Raw genomic sequence first — 15,619 nt, 5'->3', positions numbered from 1 at the left:
CCATGCATGTGTATTGCAACTTTTTATTTAACCTTGATGAAAAGTATTCATTAATGTTTATTATATATACATAATATATTTAAATAAATTATCCGCCACACAATAAATTTTTAATATAAATGAATGATAATTTACTGATTAAAATGTTTAAAAATATAGGAATTATAGGAGCAGGTGCAATGGGATCTGCCATAGCCGAGGTGTTTGCATACAATGAATTTAATGTGGTTTTAAAGGATGTTAATATGGATTTTGCCACAAGGGGCCTTAAGCACATAGAAAAAATTGTTGATGATTATAATTCCTATTATGAAAGGCTTCCAGAAAGGGAGGTATCCAGAATTGAGCGGATGGGATTAAAGCTTAGCCTGGAGCAGAAGGAAAAAATCAATAATTATTTTTCGCATAAAATAGACAAAAATGATCTGGAAAAAAGAATAAAAATTACAGATAAATATGAGGACCTTTCAAAATGTGATCTGGTCATTGAGGCAGCATTTGAAAAACAGGAAATTAAAAATGGAATATTTAAGGAGATTTCAGGATATTTATCTGATGATGCCATTATGGCAACAAATACCTCATCGTTAAGTGTTACCGAGATGGCATCATATTATAAGAATCCGAAAAAGGTAATATTAATGCATTTCTTTAATCCGCCATACACACTGCCACTTGTTGAAATCGCGCCATCAACACAGGGTTCTGATGATGCCGCAAAACAGGCCTATGACCTTTTGAGGGGTATGAAAAACCATAGAAACAATATGCAGCCGGTGATGACCAGGGACAAAACTGGATTTATTGTAAACAGAATTCTATTGCAGGTAATTAATGAGGCCATAAAGGTCTATGATGAAAATATAGCCACAAAGGAGGATATAGATACTGCAATGAAATATGGTGCCGGATTCCCAATGGGGCCATTTGAACTTGCCGATTATGTGGGCCTTGATATTGTTTATGATGTGTTAAAAACATTTAAGGATGTTTACGGCGACAGATTTAATTTATCTGAAACATTGACAAATCTCATCAGGGCAGGTTATATGGGCAGAAAGTCTGGAAGGGGATTCTATGATTATACAAAATAATATTATTTTTAAATATTAAATTCCGGAAGCATGCATTGCAAAAAGCTTAATGTTTATGTTAAAATAAAAGTACATGGACTGTGATGATCTTGGATATATGGTAATTTACCGGAGAAATGGAACATATATTGAAATTTCACATGATGAAACCGTAAATTTATGTAAAAGGGCGCTTGAGGCCGGCATACCACTTCCCGAATTAATTAAAAAAGAGGTTATGCCAGATTTAAAGCTGATAAAGTTCCGGCATTAAAAATATATACTGAAAAATTAATATATTAATGAAATGATTAAAGCCTATAAATTCTTTATAGCATCATTAATTTCCTCGGTAATAATCTCCCTTATTTTTTATTTAATGAATGGATCCATTTATATATTAATTCTGAACATTGCATTATACTTTATTATAATAACATCGATATTTATAATTCCATTCAGCATATACAATCATTTATCATATTCAAGGGCATTGAAGGGCTTAAGAAAATACAGCATTTCATCATTAAAAAATACCTATAATTTTTCTGATTCGTATTTTGTAATAATAAAAAATAATAATTTTGATGTGAATAAATCGGTAATGGAAAACAATGATGTAGAGGCATTAATATGCATTAATGACAGGTATCTATTATTCTTCCAGTCTGCCGATTTTAATATAATATCTGCTGTTCCATTTATTTCCATAAAAATAAATGATATAACTGAAATTTCACAGAAAAATAAAAGCATATTATTTCCAGCGGTATCGTATAATATTGAATTAAAATGCACATTTTTTGATTTAAAAACATATTATAATGCATACAAACTTTTAATCCTGCATGGAAAAACTGATAAATTTATAATTAATTTAATTAAAAAAAGAAATAATTTATTTAAATAATCAGAAGGTTACCTCTGCACTTGCAAATTTAGCCTTCTGTGTGGGTACAACCAGTGTAACCTTGTATTTGCCTGATAGGTTATGGTGCAGGCTTGTTGTGAGGTTCATGTATATAGTTGCCTCATCACCAAGAGGAACGTATATCCCATTATATTGATTATATTTTACATTGTCACGGTAATGGTATTTTGCATCAACAACCCTGTATATATCCATGCTTATATTCTGTGATGTTAATGTTATATTCTTTCCGGTTGTTACATTTGTTAATATTATCTCAGTTACCGCTGCCTGGTTTGGGCCATCAAGATCTGTTACATTAAACACCAGTATTGATCCAGATGTATTATTCATTGCATAAGGTGATCCCTGGAACTGCACATCAGGAACCTTTGAATCATTAAATAGCTTTCCATAGACATTTCCATATGCTATCTGTCCTGTTACCAGTGTGAATGCAACAACTATTATTGCAAATACAAGGGTTACCACCAGTATTTTACCTGTTGTTGTTTGCCAGTATTTATTTTCCTTTTTGTTATCATTTTTCACAGGCTTCATTTTTATCACCATAATTTAATCCATTTCAATATGGGTATGTTCTTTGATATTCCCCTGTCTCCGAATTTCTTGTAAAGGAAGTAGTCAAGTCCCATTGCCCTGCCGGCACCTATTAGCATTAACGTGAGTGAACCAGCAAATAATAGTATGCCTATCTGCCATTCATCTTCACACGTTGCGCCAAGCCAGAATGCAGGCTGGAATCCTATTGCCATCATTGCACCACCGAATGCCGCGAGCCTTGTCAGGAAACCCACAATTAAAAGTACACCTGCAGTTAGTTCAACGAATGAGAAGAATGTAATAAACGGTGCTGAAAATCCCGGATGTTCCAATGCGAATAATAAAAATCCCTTAAAAAATCCTGCATGTGGAAGGAATGATACCAGCTTGTTAAGAACAAAGGTAGGGGTTCCAACTGCAAGCTTTTGTGGTGCAAGAACTGCCTTTCTTAATCCACCATCAAAGTAATCCCAGCCAACTGCAAATCTCAATATCCATGTATACAGGGTTGGGGTTACGATCTTTGTCTGGCCCTCCAGACCATTTAAATCGACCTCAGCATTACTTGTATTTAACATTTTTTATCAGGCATTATATTGTATGAAAATATATAAATTTTTTCATATCTCTGATTATTTTTATGAAAACTTGAATAATTTATGAATTTATACATCTTTAATTCCCAAAATAAAAAAAAATAATTACATTTCATTATTTTTTATCTGAAACTTTCAAATAAATTTGAGATTTCTATATATATTAATATTAAATAATAATTTATATAATTTAAAATAATAAACTGGTAATGATAAAAAAAATTGCCACCATTGGCCTGATATTATTAATGCTTGGGGTTGCCATGGGCCTTGCAGGTTTTATGACCATAGATAAGGCCCCAACCAATACGCAATTAGAGCCAGTAAAGACTGGTGAGTACAGAACATCAAGGATGTACTATGTTACAGGGGATGTTATTATAATTGCCAATCCCGGCAATGATTCGGGTCTTATTAAATATTCACAGCTATTATATGTTACGTCAAAAAATATTTCGCAGAATGCAATAAAACCATCAAGGTCAGTTACCGGCGGATTGGAATACAGTAATCTTAATTCAGGCACCTATGTATTTGTGGTTTTTAATAGCAGCAAGCCTTCAAATATGGGTTTCTCACTCGAATCATCATCTGAATACAGGGATATAATGATTGCATATTATGCAATGATCTCCGGCGTTTTTATCTTTATTGCTGGCATTATAATTATCATCATTGGTCTGATTTTAAAGCCAAAGAAAAAGGTACCTTTAAAAACAGTTATCAGGAAAAATAAATAATATTTTTTAAATTTATTTTTTTGATGCCCTTCTTATCCTTTCAGCAATGCTGCTAAATGTGTATGATATAACACCTGATGGTGTCCATGGTATTAGCCTTCCAACAGGATTCTGAAGCCTGAACCAGTAATTTTCATCAATATTCTGCACGGTATATCTGGAATTATATAAAAGCAAAAATTCAGAAAAAATTTTTTTGTAAAACTTATAAGGTTCATATATTACAGGCTGGACATATCTAAAATTAAGATGTTGCAGGTATTTTCTGGCAATTTCTATATGGGCATTAATTTTTGCCATTCCAGGAATTATGCAGTAATTATATATTCTCATATGCAGCTCCCATGGTGGAATAAGAATCCTGGAAATACCATAATCCTCCCCCTTATCAAAGCTTGGAAGCGCACTTGAAAACCCCTCATTCTTTTTAAGATAATTTACCACCTCATCCACCCTTTCTTCTGGAACAAGAAGGGCAAATAGCTCCTCATCCTTCACCTTATCCTTTGTTATTTCCAGGGATATGTTATTTTCAAGCGTGATTCTTTTTGGGAAAAGCAGGTATACCATTATGGGTTAAAATGCTTATTAAAATTTAAATTTTTCTCATTATATAAATCTATTAAAAAATAAATTAAAGTCTTTATTTATATTAAATACATTTATATAAGATGCTTATATAAACAATCATGGAGAAAATGATGTATACTGTGGGTAATGTTAGCTACAAAGCCTTTTTTGCCAGTGTACATCATCATCATCATAGCCTCCTGCAAAATAACCTTTACAGATTGCAAAAAAGAACAAATAATGCGGGCAGGTTTTATGATGAATCCGGATATATACCTATACAGGGTAATTAAAGGCATAAGAAATACATTTGACTCCTTTGGATACATAGAAATATTTCCAGAGGCCGTTGAAAAATACTCAAGATCTTTTAGTGATGGTGTTCCATTTGTTTATGCCAATAAATTCTATCTTATAAATCCTGATATAACATCGAGGCTTATACTTAGAAATTTCAGTGAGAATACAAGGATATTCTATATATATGAAAAGCTATCAAGAAGCCTTGAAAGTGAAATAGAGGCTGGTCTTGAATTAATAAATGTCAATGAGGAAAAATCGAATATAGAAATTCTAAGGGTATTGATCAAAACACTTGAAAACCTTGGTATTTATGATTTCAAAATTGACATAAGTGTTTCAAACATATTCTCAGGCAAAATAGGAAAAAGAAATTATGAAAAGATAAGAGAATACATAAAAATGAATGATTTTAATGCAATAAAAAACAGTGGGATAAAAAAGGAATACATTGACTATGTAATAAAAATGCTCAATTCAAGGGGTACAGACATAAATGTAGAATTGTTGAATAATATAAAATCAGCGGTCAACGATGACAGAATAATCATAGACCCAGGAACTGTAAGATATTTTAGTTATTACAGCGGATTAATATTTGAAATATATTCTGATGATTATTTTATAGGCGGTGGAGGGAATTATAAAATTAAGAACAGCAATGGCTGTGGTTTTTCCCTGAATACACTGGTATTAAGCAAAATATTAAGGAGGTTATAAAAATGATAATAACAATACCGAAGGGAAAGCTCATGGATGAAAGCATTAAAGCCTTTGAAAATGCAGGCTTTGATCTCTCAATTTCAGAGTCAAGGAAGTTAAGGATAAAAAAGGGTGATAATGAAATAATAATAGCCAGGGCAATGGATGTGCCGTTCTATGTTGAGAGTTATGCAGATCTTGGAATATGTGGAACAGACGTCATTAAGGAAAGAAACTGTGATGTCATGATGCCATTACAGCTAAAATTTGGAAAATGCCGGCTGAGTCTTTGCGCACCAAAAAAATATAAACTTAAAGACCTTAATGGCAAAAAGATTGCAACAAAATATCCGAATTTAACATCAAAGTTTTTTAAATCACACGGCATAGATGTTAAAATTGTACATCTATCTGGTTCAATAGAGCTGGCCCCTGTAATGGGGATGGCCGATGCCATAGTCGATATAGTTCAGACAGGTGAAACAATAAGGGAAAATGGTTTGGTTGAATTAAAAAAGGTTATGGATGTTTCTGCAGCATTGATAGTGAATAGATTGTCTTACAAGCTTAAATTCGATGAAATCAGGAGGATTATGGATAATATGGAGGTTTTCAATTATGAATATGAGTGAGTATGTTTCGGGAATTATAAACGATATAAGAGAAAGAAAGATGCAGGCCTTAAGGGAATATTCCCAGAAATTTGACGGTTATTCAGGGGATTTTCTTGTCACTGAGGAGGAAATTAACGAATCAGAAAAGGAAATACCATACAGCGACATAAAGGTAATTGAGGAAACCTATAAAAGAATATATGAAAATCATGTTAAACAGATGCAGTATAATAATTTTTCATTCAAAAATTCATCAATGTATGGCATTATATACAGGCCAATAAATAGAATCGGTGAATATATTCCGGGGGCAAAACCACTGCCATCCACCGTTTTAATGATAAGTGCGCCAGCTAAAATAGCAGGGGTTAGGGATATCATTATAACATCTGCACCGGTAAATGGAAAAATCAATCCTTATATACTTTACATAGCAAAGTTTCTTGGCATCAGGGAAATATACAAGATCGGTGGAATACAGGCCATCGCAGCAATGGCATATGGTATAGGCATGAAAAGGGTTGATAAGATCTTTGGCCCTGGAAATTTATATGTCAATGAGGCAAAGAGGCAGGTATATGGTGATGTTGGCATAGACGGGCTTTACGGCCCCTCTGAGATATGTGTGCTGGCTGATGAAACAGCCAATATGGAATATTTAATAAGTGACCTAAGATCACAGCTTGAGCACGGAAAGACATCAAGGTCATGGATTGTCACAAATAATAAAAAAATTGCAAATGCCATATCTGATGAAAATATAGAAGTAAAAATTTTTGATACAATACAGGAATGCATAGATTGTGTTAATGATATTGCACCGGAACACCTTGAAATATTAACGAAAAATCCACTTGATATTGTTGATAAGATAGAAAATGCTGGAGCAATATATATTGGTGAATACACGCCGGTGCCATCCTGCGATTACTTTACCGGTGTAAACCATCTGCTTCCAACAGGAAAAACATCAAGATTTTCATCGGTTTTAACAGTCACAGATTTTATGAAAAAAATTTCGTTTGCATACAACTCCAGAAATGATTTTATGGAGAATAGATACCTCGGCATTAGGCTTGCTGAGATAGAGGGAATGCCACTGCATAAAAATTCCATGGAGGTGAGGAAATGATAAGGGAAACAAAGGAAACAAAAATAGAAATTACAGATAGCGATAAAAACGACATAGAAACCGGAGATTTAATATTAAACCACATGCTTAATACCCTGTTTTTTTACATGAATAGACCAGTAAAAATACGTGGTAAATTTGATCTGAAACACCATCTCTGGGAGGATGCAGGAATCACCATTGGACTTTTTTTAAATCCAAGTGATAAAAAAATAGCCAGATTCGGTACATCCATAATGCCCATGGATGATTCATTAATAATGGTATCACTTGATATTTCCAGGCCCTATATTAATTTCAATGTAAATTTTAATAATGAGGAGGGATTTGAACTGCTGGTATTAAGGGAATTTTTATGGGGTCTGGCAAGAACCATGAACATGACAATGCATGTGATTAAATTGAATGGCGAAAACCCGCATCATATTACAGAGAATATATTTAAATGCCTTGGATCGGCATTAAGGCAGGCCCTTGAAGCGTCAGAAGAATTAAAAAGCACAAAGGGTGTGTTATGATTGCAGTCATAGATACTCAGGCAGGAAACCTTTTTAATATAAACAAAATTGTTAATGGAGAAATCACAAGGGACCCATATGTAATAGAAAGGGCAGATAAAATTGTATTTCCCGGCGTTGGTTCATTTTCCTTTGTAATGAATTCAATTGAAGGCATAAAGGAAACAATAATTGAAAAAATCAAATCAGGAATACCGTATCTGGGAATATGCCTAGGCCTGGAGGTCCTTTATGATTCAAGTGAGGAGGGTCCCGGATCAGGTTTATCCATTCTGAGCGGCAGCATTAAGAAGCTCACAAAAAATAGGGTGCCTCATATTGGCTGGGATACTGTGGAATTAATAAAAGATTCAAGACTCTTTTCAGGTATAAAAAATGGATCATATTTCTATTTTCTTCATTCATATTACGCAGAAAGAAATGACTATACAGTGGCAATCACTGATTACGGAAATATAATATCCTCTGCCATGCAAAAGGATAACATTTATGCTGTGCAGTTTCATCCTGAAAAATCAGGTATTAATGGAATAAAAGTTCTAAAAAATTTTAGGGATTTAATATGATAGATATATACCCTGCAATAGATATTTATAACGGAAAGGCGGTGTTTTTAACCCAGGGAAGGCTTGAGGACATTAAGGTATATGGTGATCCACTCAATTATGCCCTTAAATTTGCAGAAAAATTTAACAGAATGCATATTGTTGATTTAAATGGGGCATTCACCGGCAGGCCTGAAAATTTAGGCATAATAGAAAAAATAATAAGAGAAACGGGTGTGTTTGTTCAGGTTGGCGGCGGATTCCGAACCTTAAATGATATTAACAATGCATTATTAATTGGAGCAGGAAGTGTAATTATTGGAACAAAGATAATGGACAGTGGCTTTATAAACAGTATTAATACAGATTTTATAACGGCAAGCATGGATGTTATTGACGGAAACATTGCCATAAATGGATGGAAAAATATTTCAAAAAATTATATTGATGTTTATTTAAGCCTAAAAAATAAAATAAAAAGATTCATTTATACATCAATAAAAAGCGACGGTGTTTTTAAAATAGATTTCAACAAAAAATTCTGGGGAGATGAGTATTTTATATATGCTGGAGGGGTTTCGACAATGGAAGATGTAAAATTTCTAGAAAAAAAGGGTTTTTCTGGTGTGATTGTTGGAAAGGCCATATATGAGGGTGTTTTTAAATGCTAGCCAAAAGAATTGTTGGTGCCCTTGACATAAAGGACGGAAGGGTTGTAAAGGGCATAAAGTTCAGGGATATTAGGACCATAGATGACCCTGTAAAGCTTTCAAAAAAATATGAGGAACAGGGCATGGATGAGCTTGTCTTTCTGGATATATATGCAACAAATGAAAACCGTGGCATTACATATGATTTAATATCAAGGGTTGCCGAGAACATAAACATACCATTTACTGTTGGCGGTGGAATTGACTCCCTTGATAAAATTAAAAAAATTATAAGACTTGGGGCGGATAAGGTTTTTGTAAACACATATGCAATAATTAATCCAGATATTATTAAAAAGGCATCATATGAAATAGGGTCATCAAATCTTGTTATAGCAATAGACGCCAAGTTCAATGGAAGTTACTATGAGGTCTATTCAAACAGCGGTGAGATATCCAGGAACATAAATGCTGTTGAGTGGGCAAAAACTGTTGAGGAGCTTGGTGCCGGTGAAATTTTACTGACATCAATAGATGCCGATGGCACAAGAAAGGGCTATGATTATAATTTAATAAAAAAAGTTTCTGAAAATGTGAACATACCGGTTATAGCATCAGGTGGTGCCGGATCGCCGGAGGATTTTTACAATGCAATACAGAGCGGTGCAGATGCCTGCCTTGCAGGTTCTGTATTTCATTATGGTATGTATACTGCAAATGAAATTAAAAAATACCTGATGGAGCGTGGTGTAAATGTCAGAATATAACCTTAATTTTGTTGGCGGATTAATACCTGTTGTTGTTCAGGATTACAAATCTGGAGATGTTTTAACACTGGCATATATGAATAAGGAGGCACTGGATCTTTCACTTAAAACAGGGTATGCACATTATTATTCAAGGTCAAAAAATAGAATAAGAATGAAGGGTGAGGCCAGCGGGAACACACAGAAAATTATTGAGATACGGCCCGACTGCGAAAACAACTCGCTCCTGCTTCTGGTTGACCAAAAGGGGCCGGCATGCCATACAGGAAATAAAACATGTTTTTACAGAAAACTCGGCGAACCGCAGCATATAAAAGAAAAAATAGACTACTCACTGGACTTTATATTAGACCTTGAAAATATAATTAACGAAACCAAAAAACATCCCAGGGAGAATTCGTATACAACAGAACTCTTTAAATCTGGAGAGGAGAATATTAAAAAGAAGGTGGGTGAGGAGGCTGTTGAATCAGTGCTGGCACAGGGCAGGGATAGAATTATCTATGAGGTTGCTGATTTAATGTACCATTTACTGGTATATTTATCATATGAGGATATAAAATTCAGCGACATTGTTGCAGAGCTATCAAGAAGGAATGTTGAAAAATCAAAATAATGTTTTCTGACCCCTCTCATAAAGCCAGTCAGCCTGCTCTGATGTGCATAATACATTTAAATCATGGCACATCCCATTTATTTTTAATTCCATATCATTCCACCATGCTGAATCTGATATGCCATAATTGATGTTTTCCATATATTTTCCTGGCCCGGGATAATTTACATATTTATCATAAATTATCCTTGATTTTATTTTTGATGCAAATTCTATAATATTATAAATATCATTCAAATTATCATTTATATTTTTAATGATTGGGCCGATAAAAATCCAGGTTTTTATGCCATTTTCAGAGAATTTTTTAAGTGCACGCATTCTTGATCTCACAGATGGTGAGTATGGCTCTATCATGTCTTTAATCTTTTCATCAATTGTTGTTATTGTGTAACCTATATCAATGATATTTCTGTATTTTTTTATTATGTCAATATCGCGCAGGGCAAGCGGGGATTTTGTCTGCAATGTTACATAAAAATTATTTTTTGCGAGTATTTCTATGGAATTTCTCGTAAGCCTGTATTTTCCCTCGACAGGATTATATGGATCTGTAATGGATGATATTCCAACTATGCCCTTTTTATATTTTTTTGCCTCCATCTGTAAAATTTCCGTTATATTTTTCCTCACATAAAGAACATTTCCCCAATCACCGGCAATATTTTTTGGATTCATACCTATGGCATAGCAGTAAAGGCATCCATGCAGGCATCCCAAGTATGGATTAAGCGTGTAATCGAGCTCTTTCATTCCCGATATTCCCAGTGCGTGTTTTGCATTGATTTCATTGATTATTATTTTTTTTCTGTTAATATGCATCGAGATTACTCCTTATATATTTTATATTATTAGACCTGTGAATCCAGCTATCAATGGGAACCCTGCTGTATCCCGATAAATATTTTAGTGCGGATTCCAGGTCAGAGAATTTCTCAGGAATTGAATTAAACATTTCACGGACATTTTCACGCACATACCAGACGCCAAGCGGTATGTTAAAGCCAGGATATATCTCACGCCATAGCATTACACAGGCCTGTTTTCTCATTTTTATTAATTTTTCTGCCGCTGCAAGCCTTGATGAATAATAGCACCCACCAATTTCGGGATAGGTCTTTCTGCCATAATAGCCCTCATAGTCGAGTTCAATTTCAACCGAGTTTCCAAAATAATTCCATGTGCTTCCAGGAAACCATGATTCCCCCCACTCAAACATCCAGTTACCTGGGCATAAAATTCCCATGAACAGATTTCCATCGGTTTTTCTGGTAAAAACAAGAAATTCATCTATGGCACTGTAATCCTTCAATTCATCCACAAGCCTGTTTGAAACCGTTTCATCCGCTGCTGTTATTGACCATCTTGTTGGCACAATTTTTCTATTTTTTTGAAGTCCCAGTGAGCCCGTGCTCAATGCCCTTGAAATTTCATTAATATTTAATCCCTTCATGTAAAGTTTTATTATTCCATCAGATGCTTTCAGGTCCGCATCATAATAGACCTTTTCAATTCTATTATCTATTTTATAATTCTCATAACTTATGGAATCCACAGGTGATGAAGGCCCCATCGGGGTTATGTTTTCATCAAGAATAATATCCTTGTTAAAAGATTTTGATACCCTCATTTCTATATTAACCGGATTTTTTGATAGAGATGTCAGCTGAATGTCCTGAAGTGTGTAATCTGGATTTGAGGCGCTGTTAACATCCATCATAATTTTGCCCCTTAAGAGTGATAGCCTGGATGATATAAATTCATTTAAATTCATTTTAAGCCACTGTGATTCGTCCTCAAGGAATGCCGTGTTGCCGGTATAGGGTGGAAGCGACGGATATACGCCAATCTTTGGATACCCATAACGGCCAACAAATATTGATGGTGGTGATGAACCGCTTATATCGTTTCCGGAAAAATTATAAATTTTTTTAATATTTCCTGTAATATTCACAGGACAGTATGAAAGGCCGCAGAGCATCTTTGCCCCCCTGCATTTTACGCATAATTCCGGTGGTATTTTAATTAAGGTTTTTTTCACATATTTATAAAGATATTTGAGTATTTAAAACATGCTGAAAATAAAAAATTGCTTTAATTTAAGAATTTAATCATTCTATTAATCCCTCTGAAATGTCATCAGCAGTCGTCGAACCGGCACTGCTTAATGATTCTGGATTTCTTATATATTTATACAGTGTAATAATAAATATTATTGCAATAATCAATATTCCAATAATTGATGCGTAATTATATGGATATGTCGGAAGTGGGAAAAAATTTGATGCAAACACGGCCATAAGGGACCCTATTGATATAACAGGTATTATAAGATATCCAAAAAGGGCACTCCTGGTCATTTTTCCGGATTTAAATGTTGATACTATAAGGCTACCTGATGATATTGATCTGATCAGGAATGAAAAGAATGCGTCAGAAAACAGTAGAACATATCCACCATTTACTGGTCCAAAAATAAGTCCGAATGTTATGCTCAGAAATATTGATATTCCCAGAATAAAAAATGTGGTATTTCTTGGAGTGCCATTACTGTCAGTTTTTGAAAATGCCTTTGGGAATATTATATTATCCCTGGAAAACGCATAAAAAATCCTTGTCATTGAGGTTCCCATGGATATGTTATTTCCCATGAAACTGTTAACAGTAAAAATAAACAGTAATATAAACATAACCGGACTAAGCTTTCTAAATAATACAAGACCATTATCAACTGAATTGCCAAATGAAACCATTTTTGACGGCCCCCAGGCCACTGTCATGGCATATGCCAGAAATACTATGGTTATTCCAATAATAAATGATGAAATTAATAATGCCTTTGGAACTGTTTTCCTTGGAATATGTGTCTCCTCTGATAATGATGTTAATGCAATTGATAGGCCTATAAATGTTACAATTGAAAGTGTCAGAGAATGTAAAAATCCTGATATGCCACCACTGGCTATGAATGGTGAGAAAACAGCGAGTGTATTATTCTTTCCGGCAAGGATAACCAGTCCTATGCCACCTGCAATTAGAATAACGAATTCTGCCACTCCCGTTATTATCTGGTAGTTTGTTGAAAATCTGATTCCTTTATAAAGTATGTAGAATGTTATAATATTCAATGCTATAACTATGGGAATCCACAATCCCCCTGTAACTATTTTGCCATCAAATATGTCAAAAAATCCTGCAAGTCCAAGCATCCCAAAACCTGCATAGGCAAACATTGTACCGAAGAATAAATTCCACCCCTCAAATGCTGCCATGAAACCTCCCAGGCTTTTGCCAACATAGGTGAAATCACTTCCCGCTGATACATATTTTTTGGAAAACCTGTAAGAGGTATTAAGAATCGTTAGATAAATAAGAAAGCCAATTAATATTGATAGTGGGGTTGCGCCTAAAGCAACCAGTGCTATGCCACCAAGGAGATACGCTATATCTGCCGCCGGTGCAGTCATGCCCCATCCCTGCCATATTAATCTACTGGTGCCAAGTATGTTCCTCCTTAAATTATTTGCCATACATTAATATAAGGATAACATATAAAAATCCATGTAAAAATTTATTTTATCAAAAATTTTATCTATTATGAAAAAAATTATTTAATTTCAGTATCCTTATAGTTTTTTAAAATATTAATTTAATTTTTTTTCCCTAGTGTACCTGAAGCCTTTATTTTATTTTTTTCATTAATTTTTTTAAGGTAAACATTAGAATAATAATCACAGCATTTATTTACTGGGCATATATTGCATTTTGGATTTACCGGCCTGCATATGCTTTTTCCAAATTCAACAAATACCGGATTAAATTCTATCTGATATTTCTCCGGTATAACCTTTTTTAAGGCCTCCTCAGTCTTTTCCGGTGTTTTCTCGTGAACAAGGCCGATCCTGTTTGATATCCTGAACACGTGTGTATCGACTGCTATTGCAGGTATTTTAAACCCCTGTGTTAAAACAATATTTGCTGTTTTGCTTCCCACCCCGGGTATTTTTGTTAATTCATCATATTTGCCAGGAACACTCCCATTATATTTGTCCATAATTAATCTGGCAACCTCTATAATCCTCTTTGATTTGACATTGCTAAAACCAACATATCTTATTATCTCCTTTACATCCTCAGGTTTTGCACCGGCGAGACCATAGCAGTCATGGTATTTATTATAAAGATTCCTGGCAGCAGCATCGGTGGTTGCGTCCTTTGTTCTCTGCGATAATATTGTTGTTATAAGTATCCAGAACGGGTCATCCTTAAATTCAAAATGATGCTCCGGAACAGCGCTTTTTATCTTATCATATATTTCAACAAAGTTTTTCATACATACAATCATCATTTAAAAGGATAAAATATTTTATAATATATAAACAGAATTTTCAAATTTATTTGTATTTTTCAAGCATATTGAAAAGATAATTTTTAAATCCTTCTGTATTTATATCCATGGAAACAAGGGCATTTTTTTCCCTGCCGGTGACGTTATAAATATCAACTATGGTTCTGCCCCGGCTTGGCCCCGTTGATGTGTTTACCTCAACATTCAATAATTTTGATTTTATTATTCCTGGATGAAGCGCCTCTGCCAGTGCACATGCATCGTGTATTGGAACACCACCCAGTGAAAAGTTTTCCTCATATGTTTTATAAAAAAACGTTAGCAGTTCATAAACCTGTTCTGAGACCTTATTATCCATATTTTTAATTCTTTTAATATCATCCATTGTAAACAGTGCCCTATGTGTCACATCAAGGGTAACCATTGTGAAATTTAATTTTGAATTTAAGACTATTTTCAATGCCTCCGGGTCATTGTATGCGTTAAATTCAGCATCTGGTGTGATATTTCCCATGGAATAAGAACCGCCCATCCATATAACGCGGTCTATGTTCTTTTTAACCTCGGGGTATGCAAGAAGGAGTATTGCCAGATTTGTTATCGGGCCTGTTGTAACTATTACAACGTTTTTTTGCTCTCCAAGTACATTGTGCATAAAATCAATTGCATTTGTTTTTGATGCCCTTAAAGTTGGCTCCCTGAAAAGTGTGCCATCAAGCCCTGTATTTCCATGTATGTTTGGTGCCGTTATTAAATTCCCCATAATAGGCTTTGCCGAACCCGGATATACATTAATGTCTTTTCTGCCAGCAAGCTCAATAACCTTAAGTGCATTTAATGTTGTCTTTTCAAGGCTTTGATTTCCTGCCACAGTGCATATTCCAAGTATTTCCGCATATTCATCAGCCATGGCAAGCAACATCTCTATGGCATCATCATGGCCCGGATCGCAATCTATAATTATCTTGGTCATA

Annotated in this window: 20 protein-coding genes; 12 read left to right on the top strand and 8 right to left on the bottom strand. The window is 34.4% G+C overall.

Going from position 1 to position 15,619, the window contains the following annotated elements; translation table 11 throughout:
- The first annotated feature begins 119 nt into the window (after nt 1-119).
- The 3 genes from QXW15_RS06165 to QXW15_RS06155 all read left to right on the top strand — a co-directional run bounded on the left by QXW15_RS06165 (nt 120) and on the right by QXW15_RS06155 (nt 1,983).
- The gene (locus QXW15_RS06165; protein WP_342790169.1) at nt 120-1,094 is read left to right on the top strand and encodes a 3-hydroxyacyl-CoA dehydrogenase family protein; all 975 of its coding nucleotides are present in this window, start codon (nt 120-122) and stop codon (nt 1,092-1,094) included.
- A gap of 73 nt (nt 1,095-1,167) precedes the next feature.
- A complete protein-coding gene (locus QXW15_RS06160) occupies nt 1,168-1,347 on the top strand; it encodes a hypothetical protein (protein WP_055032269.1) in 180 nt (59 codons plus the stop codon).
- 33 nt (nt 1,348-1,380) lie between these two features.
- Nucleotides 1,381-1,983: a hypothetical protein gene (locus QXW15_RS06155; protein WP_342790168.1), complete on the top strand. Its 603-nt coding sequence runs from the start codon at nt 1,381-1,383 to the stop codon at nt 1,981-1,983.
- Here the strand turns inward: QXW15_RS06155 and QXW15_RS06150 are convergent, their stop codons facing one another.
- Complete coding sequence (locus tag QXW15_RS06150) at nt 1,984-2,544, bottom strand: TQO small subunit DoxA domain-containing protein (RefSeq protein ID WP_342790167.1); 561 nt, start codon at nt 2,542-2,544, stop codon at nt 1,984-1,986.
- A gap of 5 nt (nt 2,545-2,549) precedes the next feature.
- On the bottom strand, nt 2,550-3,125 hold the full coding sequence (doxD, locus tag QXW15_RS06145) for a thiosulfate:quinone oxidoreductase large subunit (RefSeq protein WP_287950491.1): 576 nt from the start codon (nt 3,123-3,125) through the stop codon (nt 2,550-2,552).
- Between the two features lie 227 nt (nt 3,126-3,352).
- On the opposite strand from doxD, the gene QXW15_RS06140 reads away from it, so the two are divergent.
- Nucleotides 3,353-3,883 (top strand): hypothetical protein, encoded by a 531-nt coding sequence (locus tag QXW15_RS06140; protein ID WP_342790166.1) that lies wholly within the window; start codon nt 3,353-3,355, stop codon nt 3,881-3,883.
- Nucleotides 3,884-3,895: 12 nt separating this feature from the next.
- Here the strand turns inward: QXW15_RS06140 and QXW15_RS06135 are convergent, their stop codons facing one another.
- Complete coding sequence (locus tag QXW15_RS06135) at nt 3,896-4,453, bottom strand: hypothetical protein (RefSeq protein WP_052656882.1); 558 nt, start codon at nt 4,451-4,453, stop codon at nt 3,896-3,898.
- A gap of 255 nt (nt 4,454-4,708) precedes the next feature.
- On the opposite strand from QXW15_RS06135, the gene QXW15_RS06130 reads away from it, so the two are divergent.
- From QXW15_RS06130 to hisIE, 8 genes are read left to right on the top strand one after another with little or no spacing between them, the layout of a single operon-like run.
- Complete coding sequence (locus tag QXW15_RS06130) at nt 4,709-5,473, top strand: ATP phosphoribosyltransferase regulatory subunit (protein ID WP_055041069.1); 765 nt, start codon at nt 4,709-4,711, stop codon at nt 5,471-5,473.
- A gap of 2 nt (nt 5,474-5,475) precedes the next feature.
- Nucleotides 5,476-6,087 carry an ATP phosphoribosyltransferase gene (gene hisG, locus QXW15_RS06125; RefSeq protein ID WP_287950489.1) on the top strand — a complete coding sequence of 204 codons (612 nt, stop codon included), beginning with the start codon at nt 5,476-5,478 and terminating at the stop codon, nt 6,085-6,087.
- Complete coding sequence (gene hisD / locus QXW15_RS06120) at nt 6,074-7,201, top strand: histidinol dehydrogenase (protein WP_342790165.1); 1,128 nt, start codon at nt 6,074-6,076, stop codon at nt 7,199-7,201. The genes hisG and hisD overlap by 14 nt, the downstream gene beginning before the upstream one ends.
- Nucleotides 7,198-7,719, top strand: a complete 522-nt coding sequence (gene hisB / locus QXW15_RS06115; protein ID WP_048102426.1) for an imidazoleglycerol-phosphate dehydratase HisB — start codon at nt 7,198-7,200, stop codon at nt 7,717-7,719. Before hisD ends, hisB begins: the two co-directional genes overlap by 4 nt.
- Nucleotides 7,716-8,285, top strand: a complete 570-nt coding sequence (gene hisH, locus QXW15_RS06110; protein WP_287949975.1) for an imidazole glycerol phosphate synthase subunit HisH — start codon at nt 7,716-7,718, stop codon at nt 8,283-8,285. Before hisB ends, hisH begins: the two co-directional genes overlap by 4 nt.
- Nucleotides 8,282-8,935: a HisA/HisF-related TIM barrel protein gene (locus QXW15_RS06105; RefSeq protein WP_201779089.1), complete on the top strand. Its 654-nt coding sequence runs from the start codon at nt 8,282-8,284 to the stop codon at nt 8,933-8,935. The genes hisH and QXW15_RS06105 overlap by 4 nt, the downstream gene beginning before the upstream one ends.
- Nucleotides 8,929-9,681, top strand: coding sequence for an imidazole glycerol phosphate synthase subunit HisF (gene hisF / locus QXW15_RS06100; protein ID WP_287960360.1), 753 nt, complete (start codon nt 8,929-8,931; stop codon nt 9,679-9,681). Before QXW15_RS06105 ends, hisF begins: the two co-directional genes overlap by 7 nt.
- Nucleotides 9,668-10,297 (top strand): bifunctional phosphoribosyl-AMP cyclohydrolase/phosphoribosyl-ATP diphosphatase HisIE, encoded by a 630-nt coding sequence (hisIE, locus tag QXW15_RS06095; RefSeq protein WP_342790162.1) that lies wholly within the window; start codon nt 9,668-9,670, stop codon nt 10,295-10,297. Before hisF ends, hisIE begins: the two co-directional genes overlap by 14 nt.
- Here the strand turns inward: hisIE and QXW15_RS06090 are convergent.
- The 5 genes from QXW15_RS06090 to QXW15_RS06070 form a co-directional block, all read right to left on the bottom strand.
- Nucleotides 10,289-11,119, bottom strand: coding sequence for a radical SAM protein (locus tag QXW15_RS06090; protein ID WP_287949970.1), 831 nt, complete (start codon nt 11,117-11,119; stop codon nt 10,289-10,291). The genes hisIE and QXW15_RS06090 overlap by 9 nt on opposite strands.
- Nucleotides 11,109-12,278 (bottom strand): Nre family DNA repair protein, encoded by a 1,170-nt coding sequence (locus QXW15_RS06085; RefSeq protein ID WP_342790160.1) that lies wholly within the window; start codon nt 12,276-12,278, stop codon nt 11,109-11,111. The genes QXW15_RS06090 and QXW15_RS06085 overlap by 11 nt, the downstream gene beginning before the upstream one ends.
- Before the next feature lie 130 nt (nt 12,279-12,408).
- The gene (locus QXW15_RS06080) at nt 12,409-13,827 is read right to left on the bottom strand and encodes an APC family permease (protein ID WP_048102417.1); all 1,419 of its coding nucleotides are present in this window, start codon (nt 13,825-13,827) and stop codon (nt 12,409-12,411) included.
- A gap of 119 nt (nt 13,828-13,946) precedes the next feature.
- Nucleotides 13,947-14,630 (bottom strand): endonuclease III, encoded by a 684-nt coding sequence (nth, locus tag QXW15_RS06075; RefSeq protein ID WP_054964504.1) that lies wholly within the window; start codon nt 14,628-14,630, stop codon nt 13,947-13,949.
- A gap of 61 nt (nt 14,631-14,691) precedes the next feature.
- A complete protein-coding gene (locus QXW15_RS06070) occupies nt 14,692-15,618 on the bottom strand; it encodes a nucleoside hydrolase (protein WP_054963774.1) in 927 nt (308 codons plus the stop codon).
- Nucleotide 15,619: the final 1 nt, after the last annotated feature.

Origin of the sequence: Acidiplasma sp., assembly GCF_038728925.1 — an archaeon.
Lineage (GTDB): Archaea > Thermoplasmatota > Thermoplasmata > Thermoplasmatales > Thermoplasmataceae > Acidiplasma > Acidiplasma aeolicum.
Note: the sequence above shows the minus strand (reverse complement) of the source record. Positions and strands in the feature narration are given on the sequence as shown.

What these genes read in the sequence shown, in the direction of transcription:
- QXW15_RS06165 (WP_342790169.1), top strand. Translation starts at nt 120, where the DNA reads ATGAATGATAATTTACTGATTAAAATGTTTAAAAATATAGGAATTATA.
- QXW15_RS06160 (WP_055032269.1), top strand. Translation starts at nt 1,168, where the DNA reads ATGGACTGTGATGATCTTGGATATATGGTAATTTACCGGAGAAATGGA.
- QXW15_RS06155 (WP_342790168.1), top strand. Translation starts at nt 1,381, where the DNA reads ATGATTAAAGCCTATAAATTCTTTATAGCATCATTAATTTCCTCGGTA.
- QXW15_RS06150 (WP_342790167.1), bottom strand. Translation starts at nt 2,544, where the DNA reads ATGAAGCCTGTGAAAAATGATAACAAAAAGGAAAATAAATACTGGCAA.
- doxD (WP_287950491.1), bottom strand. Translation starts at nt 3,125, where the DNA reads ATGTTAAATACAAGTAATGCTGAGGTCGATTTAAATGGTCTGGAGGGC.
- QXW15_RS06140 (WP_342790166.1), top strand. Translation starts at nt 3,353, where the DNA reads ATGATAAAAAAAATTGCCACCATTGGCCTGATATTATTAATGCTTGGG.
- QXW15_RS06135 (WP_052656882.1), bottom strand. Translation starts at nt 4,453, where the DNA reads ATGGTATACCTGCTTTTCCCAAAAAGAATCACGCTTGAAAATAACATA.
- QXW15_RS06130 (WP_055041069.1), top strand. Translation starts at nt 4,709, where the DNA reads ATGATGAATCCGGATATATACCTATACAGGGTAATTAAAGGCATAAGA.
- hisG (WP_287950489.1), top strand. Translation starts at nt 5,476, where the DNA reads ATGATAATAACAATACCGAAGGGAAAGCTCATGGATGAAAGCATTAAA.
- hisD (WP_342790165.1), top strand. Translation starts at nt 6,074, where the DNA reads ATGAATATGAGTGAGTATGTTTCGGGAATTATAAACGATATAAGAGAA.
- hisB (WP_048102426.1), top strand. Translation starts at nt 7,198, where the DNA reads ATGATAAGGGAAACAAAGGAAACAAAAATAGAAATTACAGATAGCGAT.
- hisH (WP_287949975.1), top strand. Translation starts at nt 7,716, where the DNA reads ATGATTGCAGTCATAGATACTCAGGCAGGAAACCTTTTTAATATAAAC.
- QXW15_RS06105 (WP_201779089.1), top strand. Translation starts at nt 8,282, where the DNA reads ATGATAGATATATACCCTGCAATAGATATTTATAACGGAAAGGCGGTG.
- hisF (WP_287960360.1), top strand. Translation starts at nt 8,929, where the DNA reads ATGCTAGCCAAAAGAATTGTTGGTGCCCTTGACATAAAGGACGGAAGG.
- hisIE (WP_342790162.1), top strand. Translation starts at nt 9,668, where the DNA reads ATGTCAGAATATAACCTTAATTTTGTTGGCGGATTAATACCTGTTGTT.
- QXW15_RS06090 (WP_287949970.1), bottom strand. Translation starts at nt 11,119, where the DNA reads ATGCATATTAACAGAAAAAAAATAATAATCAATGAAATCAATGCAAAA.
- QXW15_RS06085 (WP_342790160.1), bottom strand. Translation starts at nt 12,278, where the DNA reads ATGCTCTGCGGCCTTTCATACTGTCCTGTGAATATTACAGGAAATATT.
- QXW15_RS06080 (WP_048102417.1), bottom strand. Translation starts at nt 13,827, where the DNA reads ATGGCAAATAATTTAAGGAGGAACATACTTGGCACCAGTAGATTAATA.
- nth (WP_054964504.1), bottom strand. Translation starts at nt 14,630, where the DNA reads ATGAAAAACTTTGTTGAAATATATGATAAGATAAAAAGCGCTGTTCCG.
- QXW15_RS06070 (WP_054963774.1), bottom strand. Translation starts at nt 15,618, where the DNA reads ATGACCAAGATAATTATAGATTGCGATCCGGGCCATGATGATGCCATA.